At 71.7% G+C, this 22654-nt stretch carries 27 protein-coding genes; 12 read left to right on the top strand and 15 right to left on the bottom strand.

Going from position 1 to position 22654, the window contains the following annotated elements:
* The first annotated feature begins 317 nt into the window (after nt 1-317).
* Together ACH4TL_RS04285 and ACH4TL_RS04280 are read left to right on the top strand one after the other, a co-directional pair.
* A complete protein-coding gene (locus ACH4TL_RS04285) occupies nt 318-1106 on the top strand; it encodes an ABC transporter ATP-binding protein (RefSeq protein ID WP_398312391.1) in 789 nt (262 codons plus the stop codon).
* Entirely contained in the window at nt 1103-3673 is a 2571-nt protein-coding gene (locus ACH4TL_RS04280; protein WP_398312394.1) for an ABC transporter permease, read from the top strand. Before ACH4TL_RS04285 ends, ACH4TL_RS04280 begins: the two co-directional genes overlap by 4 nt.
* A gap of 113 nt (nt 3674-3786) precedes the next feature.
* On the opposite strand, the gene ACH4TL_RS04275 is transcribed toward ACH4TL_RS04280, so the two are convergent.
* A complete protein-coding gene (locus ACH4TL_RS04275; protein WP_398312397.1) occupies nt 3787-4203 on the bottom strand; it encodes an NUDIX domain-containing protein in 417 nt (138 codons plus the stop codon).
* A 112-nt stretch (nt 4204-4315) separates the two neighbouring features.
* Between ACH4TL_RS04275 and ACH4TL_RS04270 the strand changes: the two genes are divergently transcribed.
* The gene (locus ACH4TL_RS04270; protein WP_398312400.1) at nt 4316-5317 is read left to right on the top strand and encodes an aldo/keto reductase; all 1002 of its coding nucleotides are present in this window, start codon (nt 4316-4318) and stop codon (nt 5315-5317) included.
* Nucleotides 5318-5457: 140 nt separating this feature from the next.
* On the opposite strand, the gene ACH4TL_RS04265 is transcribed toward ACH4TL_RS04270, so the two are convergent.
* The gene (locus ACH4TL_RS04265; protein WP_398312403.1) at nt 5458-6345 is read right to left on the bottom strand and encodes a helix-turn-helix transcriptional regulator; all 888 of its coding nucleotides are present in this window, start codon (nt 6343-6345) and stop codon (nt 5458-5460) included.
* A gap of 177 nt (nt 6346-6522) precedes the next feature.
* Between ACH4TL_RS04265 and ACH4TL_RS04260 the strand changes: the two genes are divergently transcribed.
* Nucleotides 6523-7503, top strand: coding sequence for an aldo/keto reductase (locus ACH4TL_RS04260; protein WP_398312406.1), 981 nt, complete (start codon nt 6523-6525; stop codon nt 7501-7503).
* Nucleotides 7504-7558: 55 nt separating this feature from the next.
* Nucleotides 7559-8326: a glucose 1-dehydrogenase gene (locus ACH4TL_RS04255; RefSeq protein ID WP_398312409.1), complete on the top strand. Its 768-nt coding sequence runs from the start codon at nt 7559-7561 to the stop codon at nt 8324-8326.
* Nucleotides 8327-8351: 25 nt separating this feature from the next.
* On the opposite strand, the gene ACH4TL_RS04250 is transcribed toward ACH4TL_RS04255, so the two are convergent.
* Together ACH4TL_RS04250 and ACH4TL_RS04245 are read right to left on the bottom strand one after the other, a co-directional pair.
* Nucleotides 8352-8984, bottom strand: coding sequence for a hypothetical protein (locus ACH4TL_RS04250; RefSeq protein WP_398312412.1), 633 nt, complete (start codon nt 8982-8984; stop codon nt 8352-8354).
* Between the two features lie 11 nt (nt 8985-8995).
* Nucleotides 8996-10051, bottom strand: coding sequence for a MerR family transcriptional regulator (locus ACH4TL_RS04245; protein ID WP_398312415.1), 1056 nt, complete (start codon nt 10049-10051; stop codon nt 8996-8998).
* A gap of 112 nt (nt 10052-10163) precedes the next feature.
* Between ACH4TL_RS04245 and ACH4TL_RS04240 the strand changes: the two genes are divergently transcribed.
* Entirely contained in the window at nt 10164-10562 is a 399-nt protein-coding gene (locus ACH4TL_RS04240) for a VOC family protein (RefSeq protein WP_398312418.1), read from the top strand.
* A gap of 3 nt (nt 10563-10565) precedes the next feature.
* Here the strand turns inward: ACH4TL_RS04240 and ACH4TL_RS04235 are convergent, their stop codons facing one another.
* Nucleotides 10566-10781 (bottom strand): DUF397 domain-containing protein, encoded by a 216-nt coding sequence (locus tag ACH4TL_RS04235; protein WP_398312421.1) that lies wholly within the window; start codon nt 10779-10781, stop codon nt 10566-10568.
* Between the two features lie 10 nt (nt 10782-10791).
* Complete coding sequence (locus tag ACH4TL_RS04230) at nt 10792-11646, bottom strand: helix-turn-helix domain-containing protein (protein ID WP_398312424.1); 855 nt, start codon at nt 11644-11646, stop codon at nt 10792-10794.
* A gap of 182 nt (nt 11647-11828) precedes the next feature.
* Between ACH4TL_RS04230 and ACH4TL_RS04225 the strand changes: the two genes are divergently transcribed.
* A complete protein-coding gene (locus ACH4TL_RS04225; RefSeq protein ID WP_398312427.1) occupies nt 11829-12164 on the top strand; it encodes a hypothetical protein in 336 nt (111 codons plus the stop codon).
* Between the two features lie 2 nt (nt 12165-12166).
* Here the strand turns inward: ACH4TL_RS04225 and ACH4TL_RS04220 are convergent, their stop codons facing one another.
* From ACH4TL_RS04220 to gvpO, 8 genes are read right to left on the bottom strand one after another with little or no spacing between them, the layout of a single operon-like run.
* Nucleotides 12167-12445, bottom strand: coding sequence for a gas vesicle protein K (locus ACH4TL_RS04220; RefSeq protein WP_398312430.1), 279 nt, complete (start codon nt 12443-12445; stop codon nt 12167-12169).
* Entirely contained in the window at nt 12442-12666 is a 225-nt protein-coding gene (locus ACH4TL_RS04215) for a gas vesicle protein (RefSeq protein ID WP_055548419.1), read from the bottom strand. The genes ACH4TL_RS04220 and ACH4TL_RS04215 overlap by 4 nt, the downstream gene beginning before the upstream one ends.
* The gene (locus ACH4TL_RS04210) at nt 12663-13430 is read right to left on the bottom strand and encodes a GvpL/GvpF family gas vesicle protein (protein ID WP_398312434.1); all 768 of its coding nucleotides are present in this window, start codon (nt 13428-13430) and stop codon (nt 12663-12665) included. The genes ACH4TL_RS04215 and ACH4TL_RS04210 overlap by 4 nt, the downstream gene beginning before the upstream one ends.
* Complete coding sequence (locus tag ACH4TL_RS04205) at nt 13427-13759, bottom strand: gas vesicle protein (protein ID WP_398313685.1); 333 nt, start codon at nt 13757-13759, stop codon at nt 13427-13429. The genes ACH4TL_RS04210 and ACH4TL_RS04205 overlap by 4 nt, the downstream gene beginning before the upstream one ends.
* A 19-nt stretch (nt 13760-13778) precedes the next feature.
* Nucleotides 13779-14033, bottom strand: coding sequence for a gas vesicle protein GvpG (locus ACH4TL_RS04200; RefSeq protein WP_398312437.1), 255 nt, complete (start codon nt 14031-14033; stop codon nt 13779-13781).
* On the bottom strand, nt 14021-14764 hold the full coding sequence (locus ACH4TL_RS04195) for a GvpL/GvpF family gas vesicle protein (protein ID WP_398312440.1): 744 nt from the start codon (nt 14762-14764) through the stop codon (nt 14021-14023). The genes ACH4TL_RS04200 and ACH4TL_RS04195 overlap by 13 nt, the downstream gene beginning before the upstream one ends.
* A 3-nt stretch (nt 14765-14767) precedes the next feature.
* On the bottom strand, nt 14768-15235 hold the full coding sequence (gene gvpJ / locus ACH4TL_RS04190; protein ID WP_398312443.1) for a gas vesicle protein GvpJ: 468 nt from the start codon (nt 15233-15235) through the stop codon (nt 14768-14770).
* 29 nt (nt 15236-15264) lie between these two features.
* The gene (gene gvpO / locus ACH4TL_RS04185) at nt 15265-15588 is read right to left on the bottom strand and encodes a gas vesicle protein GvpO (RefSeq protein ID WP_398312446.1); all 324 of its coding nucleotides are present in this window, start codon (nt 15586-15588) and stop codon (nt 15265-15267) included.
* Between the two features lie 148 nt (nt 15589-15736).
* Here gvpO and ACH4TL_RS04180 point away from each other — a divergent pair, with 148 nt between their 5' ends.
* From ACH4TL_RS04180 to ACH4TL_RS04160, 5 genes are all read left to right on the top strand, one after another.
* The gene (locus ACH4TL_RS04180) at nt 15737-16096 is read left to right on the top strand and encodes a hypothetical protein (protein ID WP_123107740.1); all 360 of its coding nucleotides are present in this window, start codon (nt 15737-15739) and stop codon (nt 16094-16096) included.
* Nucleotides 16089-16352, top strand: a complete 264-nt coding sequence (locus tag ACH4TL_RS04175) for a hypothetical protein (RefSeq protein WP_398312450.1) — start codon at nt 16089-16091, stop codon at nt 16350-16352. The genes ACH4TL_RS04180 and ACH4TL_RS04175 overlap by 8 nt, the downstream gene beginning before the upstream one ends.
* A 151-nt stretch (nt 16353-16503) precedes the next feature.
* A complete protein-coding gene (mfd, locus tag ACH4TL_RS04170; protein ID WP_398312453.1) occupies nt 16504-20040 on the top strand; it encodes a transcription-repair coupling factor in 3537 nt (1178 codons plus the stop codon).
* Nucleotides 20041-20121: 81 nt separating this feature from the next.
* A complete protein-coding gene (locus tag ACH4TL_RS04165) occupies nt 20122-20400 on the top strand; it encodes a hypothetical protein (protein ID WP_398312456.1) in 279 nt (92 codons plus the stop codon).
* Nucleotides 20397-20792, top strand: coding sequence for a type II toxin-antitoxin system VapC family toxin (locus ACH4TL_RS04160; RefSeq protein ID WP_398312459.1), 396 nt, complete (start codon nt 20397-20399; stop codon nt 20790-20792). Before ACH4TL_RS04165 ends, ACH4TL_RS04160 begins: the two co-directional genes overlap by 4 nt.
* A gap of 319 nt (nt 20793-21111) precedes the next feature.
* On the opposite strand, the gene ACH4TL_RS04155 is transcribed toward ACH4TL_RS04160, so the two are convergent.
* Nucleotides 21112-22605, bottom strand: coding sequence for a helix-turn-helix domain-containing protein (locus tag ACH4TL_RS04155; protein WP_398312462.1), 1494 nt, complete (start codon nt 22603-22605; stop codon nt 21112-21114).
* Nucleotides 22606-22654 lie beyond the last annotated feature (49 nt).

Genomic DNA, 22654 nt, shown 5'->3' with positions numbered 1-22654 from the left:
CGAATGGGCGCAGGGTCGACCCCGAGACGGGTTCCACCCCAGGGCCTACTCCCCTAGGGGATCGCTCCCCCTTCCTCCTACCCGGGGTTCGTTCCGGGGAAGGACGAGCCGGGGCGTACCGCTCCTTACTGTGGTTACGGCCAGCAGGACCGAGGGGGGTAGGGCTGGCCCCACCCGAAGACGGTGCCGGACCTCATCGTCCCGGCCACCGGACTCCGGGAGGCTGAACGGGCGATCAGCCACGTGTGATCGGACACTTGTGATCGGGCACGTACGACCGCCCCGGGTCCGACATAGCCGAAAAAGAGGAGAACACCGTGACAACCGCCGTATCGATTCCCAAGACCGGGGGCAGCGGAGGACATACGGCCGTCGCTGCCCGCGCACGCCAGGTGGTCAAGGCCTACGGCTCGGGCGAGACCCGGGTGGTCGCGCTGGACCACGTCGACGTGGACATCGCCCGCAGCCAGTTCACCGCGATCATGGGCCCGTCCGGCTCCGGCAAGTCGACGCTGATGCACTGCCTCGCGGGACTGGACACCGTCTCCTCGGGCCAGATCTTCATCGACGAGACCGAGATCACCGGGCTCAAGGACAAGAAGCTCACTCAGCTGCGCCGGGACCGGATCGGCTTCATCTTCCAGGCGTTCAACCTGCTGCCGACGCTCAACGCGATCGAGAACATCACGCTGCCGATGGACATCGCGGGCCGCAAGCCCGACCGGGGCTGGCTGGACCGGGTGGTGCAGACCGTCGGTCTGGCCGACCGGCTGAAGCACCGTCCGAACCAGCTGTCCGGCGGTCAGCAGCAGCGCGTCGCGGTGGCCCGCGCCCTGGCCGCCCGCCCCGAGATCATCTTCGGTGACGAGCCGACCGGAAACCTGGACTCCCGGGCCGGTGCCGAGGTGCTGGGCTTCCTCAAGCGGTCCGTGGACGAGCTGGGCCAGACGATCGTCATGGTCACCCACGATCCGGTCGCCGCCTCCTACGCCGACCGGGTGCTGTACCTGGCCGACGGCCGGATCGTGGACGAGATGTACAACCCCACCGCCGATCTCGTGCTCGAACGCATGAAGCACTTCGACGCGCGCGGACGGGTGTCATGACCGTCCTCAAGACCTCCCTGCGCAACTTCCTCGCCCACAAGGGACGGATGGCGCTCTCCGCGATCGCCGTCCTGCTGTCCGTGGCGTTCGTCTGCGGCACCCTCGTCTTCACCGACACCACCAACGCCACGTTCGACAAGCTCTTCGCGAGCACGGCGTCCGACGTCACGGTCAGCCCGAAGGGCGCCGGGGACAGCGACACCCGGCAGGGCCGGGTCCGCACCCTGCCGGGCTCGGACCTGGCGAAGCTGAAGCGGGTCGACGGCGTCAAGTCGGTGGCCGGGGACGCCACCAGCCAGTCCGTCACCGTCGTCGACCGCAAGGGCGACAGCATCGGGCCCAAGTCCGGTGCCCCGACCGTCGGCACCAACTGGGACAACACCGAGCACCGCTCGGTGAAGCTCACCTCCGGCCACGCCCCGCGCGGCCCCACCGAGGTGATGGTCGACGCCGACACCGCCGACACCAAGCATCTGAAGCTCGGCGACGAGCTGCGGATCATCGCCGTGCCCGGCGAGTTCCGCGCGAAGATCGTCGGCATCGTCACGTTCCAGGTGACCAACCCCGGCGCCACGCTGGTCTACACGGACACCGCCACCGCGCAGCGGAAGCTGCTCGGCGCGCCCGGGACGTACACCAGCTACGCGCTGACCGCCCAGCCCGGCGTCAGCAACGACCAGCTGAAGAAGAGCGTCGTCGCCGACCTCGGCACCGGCCTCAAGGTGCAGACGAAGGCCGAGTCCAGCAAGGAGGCCGAGAGCGACATCGGCTCCTTCCTGGACGTCATGAAGTACGCGATGCTCGGCTTCGCCGGAATCGCCGTCCTGGTCGGCATCTTCCTCATCGTCAACACCTTCTCCATGCTGGTCGCCCAGCGCACCCGCGAGATCGGCCTGATGCGCGCCATCGGGTCGAGCCGCAAGCAGATCAACCGGTCGGTGCTGATCGAGGCGCTGCTGCTCGGCGTCGTCGGCTCGATCCTCGGCGTCCTCGGCGGCGTCGGGCTCGCGGTCGGCCTGATCAAGATCATGGGCAACGCGGGTCTGCACCTGAGCACCGACCAGCTGACGGTGAAGCCCGCCACGCCCATCGTCGGCCTCACCATCGGCATCGTCGTCACCGTCATCGCCGCCTACATCCCCGCCCGCCGGGCCGGGAAGATCTCCCCGATGGCGGCCCTGCGCGACGCGGGCACCCCGGCCGACACCAAGGCCGGATGGATCCGCGGTGCGATCGGCACCCTGCTCACGGCGGGCGGCGCGGCCGCCCTGGTCGTCGCGGGCAACGCCGACAAGGCGGTCGACGGCTCGATGTTCCTGGGCCTCGGCGTGGTGCTGACCCTCATCGGCTTCATCGTCATCGGCCCGCTGCTGGCCGGTCTCGTGGTCCGGGCCCTGGCCACCGTGGTGCTGCGGATCTTCGGCCCGGTCGGCCGGCTTGCCGAGCGCAACGCGCTGCGCAACCCGCGCCGCACCGGCGCCACCGGCGCGGCCCTGATGATCGGCCTGGCGCTGGTGGCCTGTCTGTCGGTGGTGGGCTCGTCGATGGTGGCTTCGGCCACCGACGAGCTGGACAAGTCGGTCGGCGCGGACTTCATCATCCAGTCCGACAGCGGTCAGCCGATCACCCGGCAGATCGAGCAGGCGGCGCACCGGGCCAAGGGGCTCGACCACATCAGCGACGCCAAGATGATCGACGGCGCCAAGATCACCTTGCCGGACGGCAAGACGGTCACCAAGGATCTGTCCGCGGCCGACCCGACATACGCGGAGGACCTGCGGACTCCGGTCGTCGCGGGCGACCTGGCCGCCGCGTACGGCAAGGACGCGATGTCGGTGCCGGAGGGCTTCGCCAAGGACCACGAGGTGAAGCAGGGCGACACCCTGACCGTCGCCTTCAAGGAGGGCCGTACCGCCAAGCTCAAGGTCGCGGCGATCACCTCGGACGACGTCAGCCTGGACAAGGGCGCGCTCTACACCAACATCGCCACCGTCGAGGCTTACGTCCCCGCCAAGCTGATGCCCGCGGACATCATGATGCTGGCGCAGGCGAAGGACGGCCAGGAGGCGGCGGCGTACAAGTCCCTCAAGGCCGAGCTGCACCCGTACCCGTCAGTCAAGGTCCGCGACCAGACCGACTACAAGAAGGAGATGAAGGACCAGGTCGGTCAGCTGCTCAACCTGGTCTACGGGCTGCTGGCGCTCGCGATCATCGTCGCCATCCTCGGCGTGGTGAACACCCTCGCCCTGTCCGTCGTCGAACGGACCCGGGAAATCGGCCTGATGCGCGCCATCGGCCTCTCCCGGCGCCAGATGCGCCGCATGATCCGGCTGGAGTCCGTCGTCATCGCCCTCTTCGGCGCCCTGCTCGGCCTCGGGCTCGGCATGGGCTGGGGCGCGACCGCGCAGAAGCTGCTCGCGCTGGAGGGGCTGAAGACCCTGGAGATCCCCTGGTCGACCATCGTCACGGTCTTCATCGGCTCGGCCGTGGTGGGCCTGGTCGCGGCCCTGATCCCGGCCTTCCGGGCGGCGCGGATGAACATCCTGAACGCCATCGCGACGGACTGACCGGAGCCAGAGCGAAGGAGCGGCTGCCCCTTTCTATGGGGGGAGGGGCAGCGAGGGACCGGCCCGGTGTGCGACGGGGGAGCGCACCGGGCCGGTCCTGTTTTCGTGGTGCGCTACGCCGCCGCCAGCGCGCCCCCGGTGCGGAGCAGGGGCACCACACGGTTGCGGATGGCCGCCGCGAGCCGGATATCGCTCTCGCCGCCCGCGATCCAGCGCATACGGGCCAGCTCGGCCGCAGGGTGGGGCTCCCGGTCGATCCGCGCCTCGAACACCGTCAGCCGCATCGGCACCCGCTCCAGGACGGCCACCCCCTCGACCTCGGCCAGCAGCCGCGGTTCCAGCGGGGCCACGCCCAGCTCCTCGTCCAGCTCCCGGGCCAGCGTCTCCAGCGGGCTCTCGCCCGGGTCCGGCTTCCCGCCGGGCAGATAGAAGATGTCGGGCGCCGCCTTCTTGCTCACCACCAGCAGCCGTCCCCGCTGTACGATCGCGGCCGCCACCACGGTCATGGGCTCTTCGTCCTCGTACGCCATGCGGGTGATTCTGGCAGCCGGGCCCACGCCTCTGGCCAGCGATTTTTCCCGGTTGACTTGGAGTGCACTCCAACTCCTAGCGTGATCGTCACGACCACGAAGGAGGCACCCGATGTCCGATCTGCCCACCAGCCTGCCCACCCGTCACCTGGGCGAACTCACCGTCGGCGCGCAGGGCCTGGGGCTCATGGGGATGAGCCACGGCTACGGCGACTCGGACGACGCGCAGTCGATCGCCACCATCCACCGCGCCCTCGACCTCGGCGTCACCCTGCTGGACACCTCCGACTTCTACGGCTCCGGCCACAACGAGGAACTGCTCGGCCGCGCCCTGACCGGGGCGCGCCGCGACCGGGCGGTCGTGGCCACCAAGTTCGGCTTCGCCAACCGGCTCGGCGAGCCCACCGCGATCCGGGGCGACGCCGCGTACGTACGCGAGGCGTGCGACGCGTCGCTGCGCCGCCTCGGCGTCGACCACATCGACCTCTACTACCAGCACCGCGTCGACCCCGACGTCCCGATCGAGGAGACCGTCGGCGCGATGGCCGAACTGGTCCGGGCGGGCAAGGTGCGCCACCTCGGGCTGTCCGAGGCGAGCGCCGAGACGATCCGCCGCGCCCACGCGGTGCACCCCATCGCGGCGCTCCAGAGCGAATGGTCGCTGTGGACCCGGGACCTGGAGCGGGAGACCGCCCCGGTCTGCCGGGAACTCGGCATCGGCCTCGTCCCCTTCTCCCCGCTCGGCCGCGGCTTCCTGACCGGCCGCTACACCTCGGTCGAGAACCTGCCGGAAACGGACATGCGCCGCACCCAGCCCCGGTTCGCGGACGGCAACCTCGAACAGAACCTGGCCATCGTCGACAAGCTGAACGAACTGGCCGCCGAGAAGGGCGTCACCGCCGGTCAGCTCGCCCTCGCCTGGGTGCAGCACCGGGGCGACGACGTGGTGCCGATCCCGGGCACCCGCCGCGAGAAGTACCTGGAGGAGAACCTCGCCGCGGCCGCCATCGAGCTGTCCGCCGCCGACCTGGCCGCGATCGACGCCGCCGCCCCGGCCGACCAGGTCGCCGGAACCCGCTACGACGAGAAGAGCCTCGCCTTCGTCAACCGCTGACCGCCAGCGCCTCGATCACCGCGCCCAGCGCCTGCTGCTCCCCGTCCGCCAGCCAGTGGGCGGCGTGCACCATGCGCAGCGCGGTGACCAGCCGCTCCCGGTCCTCCGCCGTGCCGAGGTCGCCGATGTGCGCGCGGGGATCAGCCGGCCGTGTTGGGTGTCTGGCCGGGACTGTGCCGGCCGGTGGGGGACGTGCCGGTCCAACTGGCCAGGATGTTGAGGGCTTCAGCAGAGGGTGAGCCCGGTTCCGGGGTGTAGATGACGAGTGTCTGCTCGGGGTCGTCTTCGACGGCGAGGACGACGTAGTCGAGGGTGAGGTCGCCGACGAGCGGGTGGTGCAGGCGTTTGGTGCCGGCGGTGTGGGCGAGGACGTCATGGTCGCCCCACATGCGGCGGAAGACGTCGCTGTGCAAGGACAGCTCGCCGATCAATTCGGTGAGCTGTGGGTCGTCCGCGTGGCGTCCGGCGTACAGGCGCAGGGTGGCGACGCAGTCGGCGGCCACCCGTTCCCAGTCTGCGTACAGCGCGCGGGCGGCTTCGTCGAGGAAGACGAAGCGTGCGGCGTTGCGGTCGCGGTGGGGGCGGGCGTCGAAGTCGGCGATGAGCGCGTAACCGGGCCGGTTGGCCGCGAGGATGTCCATGCGCCGGCCCTGGACGATGGCGGGGACGCTGAGCGCGTCCAGGGCGCGGTAGAGGGCGGGGCGGACCTTCTGCGGGGCGAGGGGCCGCTGACGGCGGCTGCGGCCGGTGGTGGGGCGGACGAGGTCGAAGAGGTGGGCGCGTTCGGTGTCGTCCAGTCGCAGGGCGCGGGCGACGGCCTCCCAGACGACTTCCGAGACGCCCTGGGTACGGCCTCGCTCCAGGCGGATGTAGTAGTCGACGCTGACCCCGGCGAGCTGGGCGACTTCCTCGCGACGCAGTCCCGGGACCCGGCGGGCCCCGGCGTGGGGGGCGAGGCCGGCCTGCTCGGGGGTGATCCGGGCCCGTCGGGTGCGCAGGAACTCGCGGATCTCGCTGCTGCGGTCCATGCCCCCACCGTACGGCGGGCCCGGGTGCCGCTCAGCCTGCGAAGGGGGCACTGGCAGACCCCCGGTGGAGCGGTGCCCCGTACGGGAGCCCGGGCGGGGCTGCCGGGTGGTTGCCTGGATATCGGGCCCCTGAGTCGCACCGATCATGGCGCTCGCCGCCACGACAAGGAGTATCCGATGAAGCACGTATCGCTGGGTGGGCTCGATGTCTCCCGCATCGGCCTGGGAGCCATGACCATGGCCGGCACCTACACCACGGGCGGGGGACTCGATGACGCCGAGTCGATCCGCACCATTCACCGGGCGCTGGACCTCGGGGTCACCCACATCGACACCGCCGAGATCTACGGCCCCTTCCACAGCGAAGAGATCGTCGGCAAGGCCATCAAGGGCCGACGCGACGACGTCGTCGTGGCGACCAAGTTCGGGCTGGTCTCCCACTCCGGTGGCGGTCCCGGGGTCATCGACAGCAGCGCAGACAATGTGAGGACCGCTGTCGAGGGCTCGCTCAAGCGGCTGGGTACCGACTACATCGACCTCTCATACCAGCACCGCGTCGACCCGAACATTCCCATCGAGGAGACCGTCGGCGCGCTGGCCGAGCTGGTCGCTGAGGGCAAGGTGCGCCACATCGGGCTGTCCGAGGCCGGCCCCCGGACGATCCGCCGTGCGCACGCCGTGCATCCGGTGGCCGCGCTGCAGACGGAATACTCGTTGTGGACCCGCGATGTCGAGGCCGAGATCCTCCCGCTCCTGCGTGAGCTCGGTATCGGCTTCGTTCCCTACTCGCCGCTCGGGCACGGCCTGCTGACCGGGCGGATCCGCTCGGCCGACGATTTCCCCGATGACGACTGGCGCAAGACCAACCCGCGTTTCACCGGTGAGAACTTCCAGCGCAACCTGCGCATCGTCGATGAAGTGCAGGCCATCGGCGCCGAGATCGGAGCAACGCCGGCCCAGACCGCGCTGGCGTGGCTGCTGACCCGCGGCGACGACATCGCCCCCATCCCCGGAACCCGGCGGGTCTCGCGCGTCGAGGAGAACACTGCCGCCGACGGCATCGAACTCAGCGCCGCTCAGCTTGACCGTTTGAACAACCTCACCCCGGCCTCGGGCGAACGTCACGACGAGGCGAACATGGCCAGCATCGACCGCTGACCGCCGTCGCCTCCTATTGGGCACACGCCGCACGACGGAGGAAGCCACGCATCCGATGAACATCACCTACAACTTCGAGGGCCAGGTGGCCCTGGTCACCGGCGCGGCGTCCGGTATGGGGCTCGCGACAGCCCAGGCCTTCGCCGCAGCCGACGCCGCCGTCGTACTCGCGGACCTCGACAAGGACGCCGTGCAGCGGGCGGCCGCGGAACTGACCGCAGCCGGTCACCAGGCGATCGGCATCGCGTGCGATGTCACGGACGAGGCGCAGACGGCCGCGATGGTGGAGCGCGCAGTCGCAACCTTCGGCCGCTTGGACATGGCGTTCAACAACGCCGGAGTACAGGCGCCGCCCAGCGACGCGGCCGACGAGCCGGCCGAGAACTTCGACCATGTGAACGCTGTCAACCTGCGCGGTATCTGGGCCGGCATGAAGCACGAACTTCGCCAGATGCGTGAGCAGGGCAGCGGTGCCATCGTCAACTGCTCCTCCCTGGGAGGGCTCCTGGGCATGCCGCAGCGTGCGGCCTACCACGCGTCCAAGCACGGCGTGATCGGCCTGACCAAGAGCGCTGCGGTCGAATACGCCCCCAGAGGGGTGCGCATCAACGCGGTGTGCCCTGGTGTGATCGACACCCCCATGGCAGCGGACATGGTCGAGAACCAGGCCGAAGCCATGGCAGAAATCATGAAGGAGCAGTCCATAGGCAGGCTGGGACGGCCGGATGAGATCGCCGCCGCCGTTCTCTGGCTGTGCAGCCCGGGCGCGAGCCTCGTAGTCGGCGTCGCGCTCCCCGTCGACGGCGGCTTCACCACTCACTGACCAACTGGCCAAGCGGGCGCCTTCGTCAACCGCTGATCAGTTCGTTGATCACCGCGCCCAGCGCCTGCTGCTCCCCGTCCGCCAGCCAGCGGGCGGCGTGCACCATGCGCAGCGCGGTGACCAGCCGCTCCCGGTCCTCCGCCGTGCCGAGGTCGCCCAGGTACGGCGGCAGGATCACCCCGAGCGCCCGCAGCTCGCGGCGGTCGCACAGCCTTCGCAGGAACGCCGCGAGCGGCCCGTCGTCGCCGGTGGTGCCCAGCCCGTCGGCGATGCCGAAGCGGGTCCAGTCCGCGTAAGCCCCGGCCGGTACGTCGCCGATGCGCGCGGCGGCGCGTAGGTAGTGCTCGTGCGCCGTCTCCATGTCGCCGAGCTTCGCGTACGCCCCGCCCATGTTGACGTGCAGCGAGGCGTAGAACCCGCGGACCCTCTCGTCGCCGACGGCGTCCGCGCGGTCCAGGCACTCCTGGTTCCAGCGGAGCGTTTCGGCGGGGGTGGGCTGGTGCCGGGCCAGATAGTGCGCGGCGACGCAGTGTTCGTAGTCGTCGGTGGCGGCGTCCCACGCCTGCTGGAACCGGGCGCGGGCGTCGTCGGCCCGCCCCTCGGCCTCGGCGGCCATGCCCTGCACGCACAGCCGCACCACGGTGTTCTCGGGATCCACGGCGGTCTCCTTCAGCAGCTACGAACGGGCATGACGAGCGTCGTGAAACTGCCCTGATCGGCGGACCGGACGACGACGGGCTCGGCCGCCGAGACGACCTCCAGCAGCACATCGGGCCCCACGCCCGCCTCCAGCGCGGGCAGCAGGACGGCCGGATCGAACGCGATCCGCAGCGGCGGCCCGCTGCACACGGCGGGCAGCACCGGCCCGCCCTCGACCGTCAGCCCGCCGTCACCGGTCCGCAGCACCACCGGCCCGTCACCGTCCCGCCCCGCGACGGCCGCGCACAGCGCCGCCCGGTCAGTGATCACCCGATGCCGGACGGCGCCGAGCCCGTCGAGCACCATGCGGTACGCGGGGAACACCTCGTCCGCGACAGCCAGCACCCGCTCCTCCCCGCCCCCGCGTACGCGTACGTCGTCCCCCTCCACCTCGATCACGACCTCCGCCAGCCCCCGAACCCAGCCCGCGACCTCCCGCAGCGCCTCCACCTCGACCGCCAGCCCGCACGGCTCACCGCCGATCGCGAGCGGCCGCAGCGCCCGTACCGACAGCCGGTAGCGGTCGGTGGCCACCAGCCGCAGCTCTTGGTCGGCGAGTTCGATCAGGACCCGCCCCAGCACCGGGAACTCCTCCCGCACCGCCCCCGCCGCCACTGCCGACCCCACCTGTCGCACCGCCCCCGCCAGCTCCGCCCCGCCGACCCGGACCTCGGCGCGGCGCACCCCGCCCGGCAGCGTGCGCAGCACGTCCTCGATCGCCGCGCGGGCGGCCGCCGCCGACTCCGTACTCCGCCGCAGCTGCTCCCGCAGCACCTCCCGGGCCTCTTCGGGCGGCCCGTCCAGCACCGCAGTCGCCTCGACCAGCGGCAGCCCGGCCTCCCGCAGCCGCCGCAGCAGCGTGGCGCGGGGCGCCTGCTCCGGCGCGTAGTACCGATACCCGGTGGCCGCGTCCACCCGCGCGGGCCGCAGCACCGCGCAGTCGTCGTAGAACCGCAGCGCGCTCGGCGCCAGCCCGACCCGCCGGGCGAAAGCGCCGATGCCCATCAGGGGCTCATCGTCGTCCATGGCCGCCATGCTCGGCGTTCATCCGGCTTGAAGGTCAAGCGGCACCGACCGATGAGTTTCGCCCCGCCCTCCGGTCATATCGGCATAACCCATTACCACCAGGGAGGTCGCCATGACCGACACCGCCAAGGGCACCCGGCTCACCGAGGTCGGCCGGGTCGCCGTCACCGTCGCCGACCAGGACCGCGCGCTCGACTTCTACGTCAACACCCTCGGCTTCGAGAAGCGCGCCGACATCCCCTTCGGCGACGGCATGCGCTGGATCGAGGTGGGCCCGGCGGGCGCCCCGACCGGCATCGCGCTCGTCCTCCCGCGCGAGGGCCAGCAGGCGTCGGCCTACGCGACCGGCCTGATCCTCACCTCCGAGGACATCGACGCCGACCACGCGACCCTGCGCTCCCGCGGCGTCGACACCGACCCGGAGGTCCAGCGCTGGGGTGCCCCGGTCCCGCCGATGTTCAGCTTCCGCGACGCGGACGGCAACGCCCTGATGGTCGTGGAGAACGGCTGAGGCTCAGTCGCTTGCGGTGGGGCGGGCGAGGGAGTCGAACTTGCCCGCCTTCGCCGCATGTATGAAGGCGCCGAAGGCGGCGGGGTGGGTGGCGAGGATGGTGTCGGGTGCGTCGCTCTCGCGTAGTCGGAGGGTGCCGTCGCGGTCGTTGCGTACGTAGACGCAGTTGGCCGCGTTCGGGCTGTACGAGGACTTGCGCCACTTGTGGGTGTTGGGCATGCCGGTTCCTTCAGAGGTCTTGCGCGATCCGGCGGATCGCGTCGCGGGACTCTGCCGGGTCGAGGGCGCACGCTTCCATCCGGTCCACGATGTCCCGGTAGTGGGCCAGTCGAGGCTGAGTATCCAGGAACTCGGAGCCGTGATCTGCGTCGAGTTGAACGGTGTCCAGGCGTGGGGCCTCGCCCCCGAAGTAGATGATGCCCTGCCCCGAGATCGGGAAGATGCCGGTGCCGAATGGAATCACCTTCAGGGTGATGTTTTCCCGTTCGCTCATCTTGAGCAAGTACTCGAGCTGAGCCTGGGACACCGCCGGACCACCGAACCCCATGCGCAGCGCGGCCTCGTGGACGACCGCCGTGAGCTGCGTTGGCTGCTCTCCGTAGAGCACGGTCTGCCGTTTGATGCGGTAGGAGACGCGGTGCTCCACCTCATGCAGGGCCAGCGCAGGCAAAGCATCGCTGATGAGTGCGCGAGCGTGTTCCGTGGTCTGGAGTACTCCGGGCATGTGGAAGACGGAGACGATGCGCATGTACGTCGCGTGGTGCTCCAACTCGGCAAGATCGAGCATCCCGGCGGGCAGGATCTCGCGGTATTCCTCCCACCAGCCCCGCGTCCGGCCGCCCGTCATCCCTGTGAGCGCTTCGATCAGTGCCTCGTCGGTGCATCCGTAGAGTCGGGCCAGGGCCCGTACCCGGTCGGCGCTCACCGCGTAGCCGCCTGCCTCGATGTTGCTGATGCGCGATTGGGTGGCGCCGAATAGCTCTCCCGCCCGAGTAGCGGATAGCTCCGCGTTCTCGCGTAGGCGGCGCAACTCGGCGCCGAGGCGCCGTTGCCGCATGGTGGGCGGGAGTTTGGTCCGGGCCATCGTGCCGTCTCTCCTTGTGTGCGCGTGCATCACCCGATCGGGTGGGGTTGGAATGAAAAGAAGTCGAGTGATGGACTGTAGTCCAACGCGATGGATACCGTGTAAATCACCTGCTGGGACGGGGCGTTGTCCGGATGTGGCACATGAGTCCTGCCCAACTCCACCTTCTGACGGGAGACTCCATGGTCACCGTATCGCCGGACCACTCCGCCTCTGAGCCGTTCGATTTCGACCAGGAAGTGCGCTCGCTCGTCCTCGACACCGCACCCCGCCTCTTCGCCGTCGTCCAGGAATTCGCTCTGGACGACGGCTGGCGGGACGCCGAGGTCGCGGCGTGGGGGATGGCGTACGAGGACGGGCACGCGGATGTGACCAGCATCGACGGGCGGCGGCGGTTCAGCTTGCCCTCGGCCGACCGTGCCATGCGGCACTTCGCGCTGCTGGAGGGCGTCACCGCGCGGCTGGTGTGGCTCACGCCGTCCCGCGCCGCCACTTTCGACCCGGCCGAGGCGGCCTGAGCCTAGTCGCGGGGGAGCAGGGTGCCGAGGGGGCCCAGGTCGAGGTTGAGGTCTTCGAGGGTGAGGCCGTGTTGGTCGCACAGCTCGGTCATGCGGCGGTCCAGGTGCATCAGGGTGGTGCCGATGTCGTCGATCTGGTCGTCGGTGAGGCCGCCCGCGTCGATGCGGCGCAGGGCCTGGCGTTCCATCAGCTGGCGGAGGAGTTCGACCACGGTCAGGACGAGGGCGACCAGGTCGCGGCCCATCGCGTCGGGGTCGAGGTCGACGCGGGTGTCGGTCACAGCGGGCCGCCGTCGGTCCAGGGGGCGGGGACGCGTTCGTTGACGGAGGACAGCAGGGCGTGCAGGGAGAGCCGGATGAGAGGGACTTCGGCGATGGCGATGACCAGGTCGCCGCTGACGACGACCCCGGTGGCGAGCACCCGGTCGAGGAGGTCGACGAGCGGCACGCCGATCGGGCCGTGGGCCTCGGCGGGGACGGTGCCCCAGGCGGCGGTGGTCATGCGAGGGCCTCGGTGTCGGTGAAGGAGTACGGGGCCCAGGGGCCCGACAGCTCGATCTGGATCGCGGGCTCGTCACCGCGCAGGGAGGCCAGAGCGGCGCGGAGTTCGCGTGTGCGGGCGGTGTCGAGGAGGTAGGCCGCGTTGAGGATGTGGGTGCGGTCCTTGCCCGTGACCTCGGCGCCGTGGGGGCGTAGACGGCGGGCGGCGACGGCGAGGCCGCGTACGACCGTGTCCACGCGCTCGGCGGCCTGAAGGGCTTCGTTCTGGCGCTGTTCGCGGCCCTGGTGGCGGGCGCGGGCTCGGTCGAGGTAGGCGCGGCCGGTGAGCGGAGCGGGGTCCGGGGCGGGGGTGGCGGGCGCGGTGGGGGCGTACACCTTGACGCCCCATTCGGCGCGGCCCGCCAGCCGGTCGAGTGCGGCCAGGAAGGCCGTCTCCTGCTCGCGCAGCGCCTCGCGGACCCGTTCGTCGCCTCGGTAGAGGGTGGCCAGGGGGAGGGGGACGGTCGCGGTGACCGACGAGACGGCCGTGATCACCTCGTGGTGAGCGCGGGCGCACCGTTCCAGCTCGACGCGCTCGGACAGCCGCCGCCGCAGGGCCTCTTCGGCGTAGTCGGAGGCCGGTACGTCCTGGACCACGGCGGTGAGCGGGCCCACAGGGAGCGTACGGACGGGGCGGCCCGGGTCGAGCCCGGGCAGCCCCGCTGGGGCGGGGCCGTCGTACGGGCGGCAGACCGCGTACGCGTAGGTGAGGACGGGCGCGGTCATGCGCCGTCGCCTCCCGCGGACGCGGCGGTCAGCTCGCCGGATTCGAAGGCGTCGAGGCGCTCCCTGAGCCGCTCGTTCTCCTCCGCGAGGGCGTCCCGCCTGGCGCGCGAGGACAGCGCGGGATCGGTCTCCCACCAGTCGATCCCGGCCTTGCGGGCCGTGTCCACGGACGCGACGAACAGCCGCAGCCGGATGGTGAGGAGTTCGATGTCCAGCAGGTCGATCTTGATGTCCCCGGCGATGACGATGCCCTTGTCGAGGACCCGTTCCAGGATCTCGGCGAGGTCGGATGTCGGCGGGCCGGTGGTCGGGGGCGGGGTGCACAGCAGGTCGGGATCGGTGCGGTGGTCAGCCACGGCGTTTCCCCTCGCCCCCGGAGGGGTGGCGCTCCAGCAGATCGAGCAGGCGGTCCTCTTCGCGGTCGAATTCCTCGGGGGTGATGGCGCCGGACTCCAGCGCCTCGTTGAGGGCGGCGAGCCGGGCCCGGATCACGGACGGGTGGCACGTCTCGCGTTCGGCGGCGTCCCGCAGGCGCTCCGCGATCCACACCGTGCCCCGTACGGGCGCCAGCGGCAGCAGGGCGATCTCGCTCAGCACGCCCATGCGGGCTCCACGAAGCTGTAGCAGGGCAGCGGGCCGGTCAGGCGGAGTTCGACGTGGCCGCCGTGTTCGGCCGCCAGGCGCTCCACCACGGTGCGGAAGCGCCGCAGCTCGGCCCTGGCGAGGAGGAACGAGGCGTTGAGCACGCAGCCCGGCACCTCAGGCCCGGCCACCCGCTCGTCCGCCACCTCCGACAGCGCGGCCAGCACCGCGGCCGCGGTGGCCGTGGCCCGGCGGGTCAGCCCGCGGGCCACGGCCTCGCCGAGCCGCAGGCTGGCCTCGTAGCCGGGGTTGCCGCGGGCGGCCGCGCGCAGCCGGGCGACCTCCGGGTCCTCGCGCACCAGCGACCGCAGATCGCCCTGGGCGGGGACCGCCTTGAGGTTCATCTCGACCCGGCCGTCGACCCGGTCGAGCGCGGCGAGGCAGTCGCCGTGCGAGGACTCCAGCTGACGCCGCACCACCTCCTCGTCGGGCGCGACCATCCCGAAGCGCATGGGCAGCACAGGCCCGTCCGCCGCGAGCGCCAGGGCCAGTTCCTGGTGGGCGAGGAGGTCGCGCCGCTTGGCGCGCAGCCCCGCCGGGGCGTCGCTGACGACGGCGGCCACCTCACCGGCGCGCAGCGTACGCAGCGGGGCGGGGTGTTCGCCGACGCCCGTGCGGCCGGGCGGCAGGACGCGGCGGGCGTGGACGACGCCGTAGACGTACACGCTGCGGGGCGCGGCGGTCTCGGCCATGGGTCAGTCCTCCTCGGAGCGGCGGCGGGAGCGGGATGCGTCACTGCTGGTACGGCGCCGCGGCCGGGATTCTTCTTCCGGTTCGTCCTCGTCGCCGCCCCCTACGGCTTGCTTGACCTTGTCCTCCACGGCGCCGACCGCCTTCTTGACCTTCCGCTTGCCGAGGCCCTGGGCCACCGCCCCCGCCGCGCTGCCGCCGCCTTCGCCCATGCCGAACAGCTCGGGAACGGTTCGGCTGCTGCGGTCGTGTTCGAGGTCCAGGCGGTTGCAGGCCTCCGCGAAGCGCAGGTAGGTGTCCACACTGGCGACCACGATCCGGGCGTCGATCTTCAGGATCTCGATGCCGACCAGGGAGACCCTGACGAACACGTCGATCACCATGCCGCGGTCGAGGATCAGCTCCATGACGTCGTACAGGGTGCCCGCCCGCGGAACGCAGACGACCTCTTCGGTGTAGGTGGTGGGAGCCATGATCGGAGCGGTCCTTTCAGCGGTGGGGCCTAGCAGTCGTCGGCCGCACCGCGCCGGTAGCGGCGGACCCTCCGGTACTCGCGCAGCTCGCCCCGCTGGTCGACGTCCACTTCGTACGTGGCCAGCAGGCTCGTGGTGTCGGGGATGCGGGCGACCTCCAGCACGTCCACGCTCACCCGCCAGCCGTCCTCGGTCCGGCGCACCGCCGACACCCCCTCGGCGGGGTGGGTGATCAGCGCGCCGAGCCGTTCGCAGGCGTGCCCGGCCACCTGCTCGGGCCCGGGCTCGCGCTCCCGTTCCCGTGTCCTCCGGCTTGTCTCGGCGCCGGATGTGCGCCGCTCTCGCTCTGCCATGTGCATCAGTCTGTTCACAGCCTGTGCCGGGCCGCGCGCGGAGTTGGGCCAGATGCGGGCAGCGTCGTTCCAGGGCATCCGGGCCCTATGGCGCTCTCGCTTGTCGTACGGTGACCGAGGCACTGGCACCTTTGGAGGCAGAGGACACATGACCACGCAGCCGGTCCACGATGGCGGGGCGCTGATCCCCAGACCCGAGAAGACCTTCCCCGCACTGCGCGCCGCTCTGGCGCAGGTCGCGCCCTCCCGCTTGGCGGAGATGACCTCCGAACGGGACACGGTGTTCACCATGGCCACGCAGTCCAACAGCTTCGGGCCGATCGCCATGTTCCAGGTCAAGTGGGCCACGGTGATCGAGATCGAGCGGTTTCCCGAGGTCGCCCGGCGTCTGCACGCCGCCGAGCACGCCGCACAGACGCTCGACAAGGAGGATCCGAAGTGGCAGGCCGCCATGGATGAGATCCGGGAGATCATGCAGGCTGCGCGTGCGCAGATCGGCCATGGGTGACTGGGGCTGGGAGTACAACCCAGACGCTCACCATGTCATCGGCGAATCGCCGAACCTCGCCTTCATCGCGCAGGTTGAAGCGCGCGCGGACGAGCTGGTCCGTGCGGCGGCGGCTCTCTACTTGGACGGCTCCGCCTATCAGGGACAGTCGCCCGGTGTGCAGGAAGAGGTTCTGCCCGGCGGGATGTTCCAGTACCTGACCGTTGTGCGGCAGGAACGCTTGTACATCGTCCAGGTAACTCCCTGGCCGTTGTGATCGCGTCGCCGGTCGGTGCCCGGCACCGTATGACCGGACAAACCGCACCCGGCGGAGGATGTCGGCGCGGGGCCGTACTCTGGAAGACCCCCGGCCCGTGTGACGTGTCGGGTGATTCGCGTTGTCCGCCTCCGGGATGGAATACCCCTTTATGAGCCTCACCGGTCTGCTCGACGCCGTCGTACGGGACCCCGCGCTCGCCGAGGCGGTGCGCGGCGCCGCCGACGGAAACCGCCCCCATGTGGATCTGGTCGGCCCGCCCGCCGCCCGGCCCTTCGCCGTCGCCGCGCTGGCGCGCTCCGCGGGGCGGCCCGTGCTCGCGGTGACCGCCACGGGCCGGGAGGCCGAGGACCTGGCGGCCGCGCTGCGCTCGCTGCTGCCGCCGGACGGGGTGGTGGAGTACCCGTCGTGGGAGACGCTGCCGCACGAGCGGCTCTCGCCGCGGTCGGACACGGTGGGCCGTCGGCTCGCGGTGCTGCGGCGGCTCGCGCATCCGAGCGCCGACGATCCGGCGGCGGGGCCGGTTTCGGTAGTGGTGGCGCCGGTGCGTTCGGTGCTTCAGCCGCAGGTCAAGGGGCTCGGCGAGCTGGATCCTGTGAGCCTGCGGGCGGGGCAGAGCGCCGATCTGGAGGAGGCCGTGGACGGGCTCGCGGCCGCCGCGTACTCCCGGGTGGAGCTGGTCGAGAAGCGCGGCGAGTTCGCGGTGCGCGGCGGCATCCTGGATGTCTTCCCGCCGACGGAGGAGCATCCGCTGCGGATCGAGTTCTGGGGCGACGACGTCGAGGAGATCCGCTACTTCAAGGTCGCGGACCAGCGTTCCCTGGAGGTCGCCGAGCACGGGCTGTGGGCCCCGCCCTGCCGTGAGCTGCTGCTGACCGACGACGTACGGGAGCGGGCGGCGGCCCTGGCCGAGGAGCATCCGGAGCTGGGCGAGCTGCTGGGCAAGATCGCCGAGGGGATCGCGGTCGAGGGCATGGAGTCCCTGGCCCCGGTGCTGGTCGACGACATGGAGCTGCTGCTGGACGTGCTGCCCGCGGGCAGCATGACGGTGGTCTGCGACCCGGAGCGGGTGCGGACCCGGGCGGCGGACCTGGTGGCCACTTCGCAGGAGTTCCTGCAGGCGTCCTGGGCGGCCACGGCCGGGGGCGGGGAGGCGCCGATCGACGTCGGGGCGGCCTCGCTGTGGGGGCTCGCCGACGTCCGGGACCGGGCGCGCGAGCTGGGCATGATGTGGTGGTCGGTGAGCCCCTTCGCGGCCGACGCCGAGCTGGACGAAGACACCCTCACGCTCGGGATGCACGCCCCCGAGTCGTACCGCGGCGACACCGCCCGCGCGCTGGCCGACACCAAGGGATGGCTCGCCGACGGCTGGCGCGCGGTGTACGTGACCGAGGCCCACGGCCCGGCCTCCCGCACCGTCGAGGTGCTGAGCGGCGAGGGGATCGCGGCGCGGCTCGACGCGGACCTCGGCGAGATCAAGCCGTCCGTGGTGCATGTGGCGTGCGGTTCCATCGACTACGGCTTCGTCGACCCGGGCCTGAAGCTCGCCGTCCTCACCGAGACGGATCTGTCCGGGCAGAAGGCGGCGGGCAAGGAGGGCGCGCGGATGCCCGCGCGCCGCCGCAAGACGATCGACCCGCTCACCCTGGAGGCGGGCGACTTCATCGTCCACGAGCAGCACGGCGTGGGCCGCTACATCGAGATGGTGCAGCGCACCGTGCAGGGCGCGACCCGCGAGTATCTGGTGGTCGAGTACGCCCCGGCCAAGCGCGGTCAGCCCGGCGACCGGCTCTACATCCCGACCGACCAGCTGGAGCAGATCACCAAGTACGTGGGCGGCGAGGCCCCCACGCTGCACCGGCTCGGCGGCGCCGACTGGACGAAGACCAAGGCGCGCGCCAAGAAGGCCGTCAAGGAGATCGCGGCCGATCTGATCAAGCTGTACTCGGCCCGGATGGCCGCCCCCGGCCATGCCTTCGGCCCCGACACGCCCTGGCAGCGTGAGCTGGAGGACGCCTTCCCGTACGCGGAGACGCCCGACCAGCTCACCACCATCGGCGAGGTCAAGGAGGACATGGAGAAGTCGGTCCCGATGGACCGGCTGATCTGCGGCGACGTCGGCTACGGCAAGACGGAGATCGCGGTGCGCGCCGCGTTCAAGGCGGTCCAGGACGGCAAGCAGGTCGCCGTCCTGGTGCCGACGACGCTGCTCGTCCAGCAGCACATGGGCACCTTCACCGAGCGGTACGGGCAGTTCCCGGTCGTGGTCAAGGCGCTGTCCCGGTTCCAGACGGACACCGAGGCGAAGGGCGTCCTGGAGGGCCTGCGGGAGGGCTCGGTCGACGTCGTCATCGGCACCCACCGGCTGTTCTCCTCCGAGACCAAGTTCAAGAACCTGGGCCTGGTCATCGTCGACGAGGAGCAGCGCTTCGGCGTGGAGCACAAGGAGCAGCTGAAGAAGCTCCGGGCGAACGTGGACGTGCTGACCATGTCTGCCACCCCCATCCCGCGCACCCTGGAGATGGCGGTCACCGGCATCCGCGAGATGTCCACGATCACCACCCCGCCGGAGGAGCGCCACCCGGTGCTGACCTTCGTCGGGCCGTACGAGCAGAAGCAGATCGGCGCCGCCATCCGCCGTGAGCTGCTGCGCGAGGGCCAGGTCTTCTACATCCACAACCGGGTCGAGTCCATCGACCGGGCCGCGGCGAGGCTCCGCGAGATCGTGCCCGAGGCGCGCATCGCCACCGCCCACGGCCAGATGTCGGAAGGCACCCTGGAGCAGGTCGTGGTCGACTTCTGGGAGAAGAAGTTCGACGTCCTGGTCTCCACGACGATCGTCGAGTCCGGCATCGACATCTCCAACGCCAACACCCTCATCGTGGAGCGCGGCGACAACTTCGGCCTCTCCCAGCTGCACCAGCTGCGCGGCCGGGTGGGGCGGGGCCGCGAGCGCGGCTACGCGTACTTCCTCTACCCGCCGGAGAAGCCGCTCACCGAGACCGCCCACGAGCGGCTGGCCACCATCGCCCAGCACACCGAGATGGGCGCGGGCATGTACGTGGCGATGAAGGACCTGGAGATCCGCGGCGCGGGCAATCTGCTCGGCGGCGAGCAGTCGGGGCACATCGCGGGCGTCGGCTTCGACCTGTACGTACGGATGGTCGGCGAGGCCGTCGCCGACTACCGGGCCACGCTGGAGGCGGGCGACGGCGAGGTGGAGGAGGCGCCGCTGGAGGTCAAGATCGAGCTTCCGGTCGACGCGCACGTCCCGCACGACTACGCGCCGGGCGAGCGGCTGCGCCTCCAGGCGTACCGGGCCATCGCCTCGGCCTCCAGCGAGGACGACATCCGCGCCGTCCGCGAGGAGCTGACCGACCGCTACGGGCCGCTGCCCGAGCCGGTGGAGAACCTGCTCCTGGTCGCGGGCCTGCGGCTGCTGGCCCGCGCGTGCGGCGTCAGCGACATCACCCTCCAGGGTTCCAACGTCCGCTTCTCCCCGGTGGAGCTGCGCGAGTCCCAGGAGCTGCGCCTCAAGCGGCTCTACCAGCGCGCGATCATCAAGCCCGCCACCCAGCAGGTCCTGGTCCCCCGCCCGGCGACGGCCCGCATCGGCGGAAAGCCGCTGGTCGGGCGGGAACTGCTGGCGTGGACGGGCGAGTTCCTGACGACGATCCTGGGGTCGTGACGGGTGCACCTCAGCCCCTGAGGGGCGCGTTCCCGGGGAACCGGGTTGCCCGTGGAGCCGCCGTGCATGGAAAATGCATGCATGGTGGCTCTGCAGATCCGGGACGTACCGGACGAGGTGCGCGACATACTGGCCGACCGGGCGCGCCAGCTCGGCCAGTCGCTCCAGGGATACCTCCTGGAGCTGGTCAAGAGCGAGGCGGAACGGGCGGGCAACGTCGCGTTGCTCCAGCGCTTCGAGGACCGCGACGACGGTGCCGCGAGCACCATGGCGGAGACCGTGCGCGAGCGGGGCACGGAGCGGGAGGCGCGTGACGCCCGGCTCGGCCCCGGCCCGGACGCCCCGGAGGCGACTACGTGATCATCGTGGACGCGAGCGTGCTCACCGAGGCGCTCACGGGGGACGGGGCCGCCGGGAAGGCGGCCCGCGCGCGTCTCGCCCAGGACCCGCACTGGGCCGCGCCCAGCCATCTCGTCGTGGAGACCTTCCACGCCGTACGCGGCCGGTTCCTCGGCGGGAAGATCAGCCCGGCCCGCGCCGAGGACGCCGTGGCGGCCCTGACCGGGGCGTCGATCGAGATGATCGGCGTCCAGCCGCTGCTGATACGGATGTGGGAGCTGCGCGGCAATGTCTCGGACTACGACGCCGCCTACATCGCCGCCGCCGAGGCGTACCGGGCGCCGCTGGTCACCGGCGACGCCCGGCTGAGCCGCTGTACCGTGGCGCGCTGCGCGATCGAAGTGATCGGCTGAGCGGACACCGGCGAGCGCTGCGAACAGGGACGGACGCCACGCGGCACCCCCGTGGTCGCGCGGCGGCCGTCCCCGGATCAGTGGAGGCCGAGGAGGCCGTGGTCTGGGTGGCCCGGTGGGACGGGCCGGATCGGCGGAGCCGTGGGCGGAGGGGCACACCGCGGGCCTCGCCCTGGGGGAGGGAGGCGGTGGGTTTCCGGAGCGGTCCGCCCGGCTCACCCAGGACAGTAGGCGCGCCCGGACGGGGCGGCGAGGAACGAACTGCACAGTGACGGCGCCGCCCGGTTGCCGTTCGAACGGTGACCGGCGGGCCGTTCGCTCAGAGGTCGCCCAACGCCCGCATCGCCAGCCACAGTTCGTACTTCGCGCTCGGCGCGCTCAGCAGCGACCGCCCCAGCGCGTCCTCGGCCTTGGTCAGCCGCTTACGGGCGCCGGGCAGCGAGATCCCGAGGGCGGAGGCGGCCGCGGGCAGCCGGGCGTCGGCGCGCAGCCAGGCCCGTACCGTCTCGGGACCGGCCGTCAGCTTCGCCTGCTCCAGGGGCCGCAGCTGGGCCCGCGCCCAGACCGCGGCGGTGGGCGCGGACAGCACGCCGTCGAGGGTCGCGGGACGCCCGGCCGGGGCCGTGCCGCGGGGTGCCTGGTGCAGCCGCAGCGCGAGCCAGGCGGCCGACTGGGCGGCCAGGCTGCGGCTGACGTCCACGCCGAGCAGCCCGTCGATGTGGCGCACCCGAGCGGCCAGCGTATTGCGGTGGATCTTGAGGTGGCGGCTGGCGGCGGTGCCGAAGCTGAGCCAGGAACCGAGGGTGCCCAGCAGCTCCGCCGGGCCGGGGTCGGCGCGGCGGGTCGGGGCGTACTCCAGGCACGGCGCCAGCAGTTCGCTCGCCCAGGTGTGCCCCTCCGGGCTCGCCAGCACCGTCACATCGCTGTGCCCGCCGAAACCGGCGGACCGCTGCGGCGCGTTACGGGCCACCGCCAGGGCGTGGAACGCCTGCTCGTAGCCGACCGGGGTGTCCCGCAGCGCGATCTCCGCGCTCACCCCGACCCGGCACTCCGTCTCCTGCCGCGTGATCAGCCGGGCCAGCGGTTCGCCGTCCGGCGCGACCGGCTCCCCCTGGGAGGGGACCAGCGAGATCAGGTGGTTGGGGCGCACCGGACACGGCACGACCCACGCCCGGCCGCGCACCGAGTCGTGGATGCGGGACGCGATCTCGCGCCGCCGGTCGACCGGGCACTCGATCACGTACACCTGGAGCACCGCGGGCAGCACCGGGCGCAGCGCGGCGGCGATCCGCTGGGCAGCGGGCACGCTGCCGACCATGAGGAGGTGCAGCACCGCCTCCCGGCTGTACGCCTCGGCCGACTCGATGCGGCGGCGGGCCCGTTCGGCCTCCTCGGCCCGCCAGCTCAGGCCGAGGGTGCGGGACGCGTCGGCGAGCAGCAGCCCGCAGCGCGGTTCGGAGGGCGCGACGACGGCCAGATACGGCGCCGGGTCCCGCGCCTCCGGGGACCCGGGGAGCGAGACCAGGTGGACGGGGCGCGCCTCGTCCCCGCCGAGCACCCCGGACGGCGCCCCGCGGCGGTGCAGTGCGACGGCCGCCTCGGCGGCGAGCCGCCGCAGTGACGCGGCGGGCCGCGGGTCGTCCGCCGTGGCCAGTACGGAACCGTCGGCTCCGATGAGCATGGCGGGGCCGCCGGTGCGCCGGGTGAGCCAGTCGAGCATGGCCCGTACCGCCCCGCGCCGGGCGGAGAGCCGGGCGAGGGCGAGCACGTCGTCGGCGCGCCGGGCTCGCGCTTCCGAGGTCGAGGCTGCCATGGGTCGCACCTTAGTTCGTTCGGTCCGGCGCTGGTGAGGCCCCTTTCGG

The organism is Streptomyces sp. NPDC021115, assembly GCF_044333065.1.
In the GTDB taxonomy this organism is placed as follows: domain Bacteria; phylum Actinomycetota; class Actinomycetes; order Streptomycetales; family Streptomycetaceae; genus Streptomyces.
This window is presented reverse-complemented; position numbering and strand designations above follow the sequence as displayed.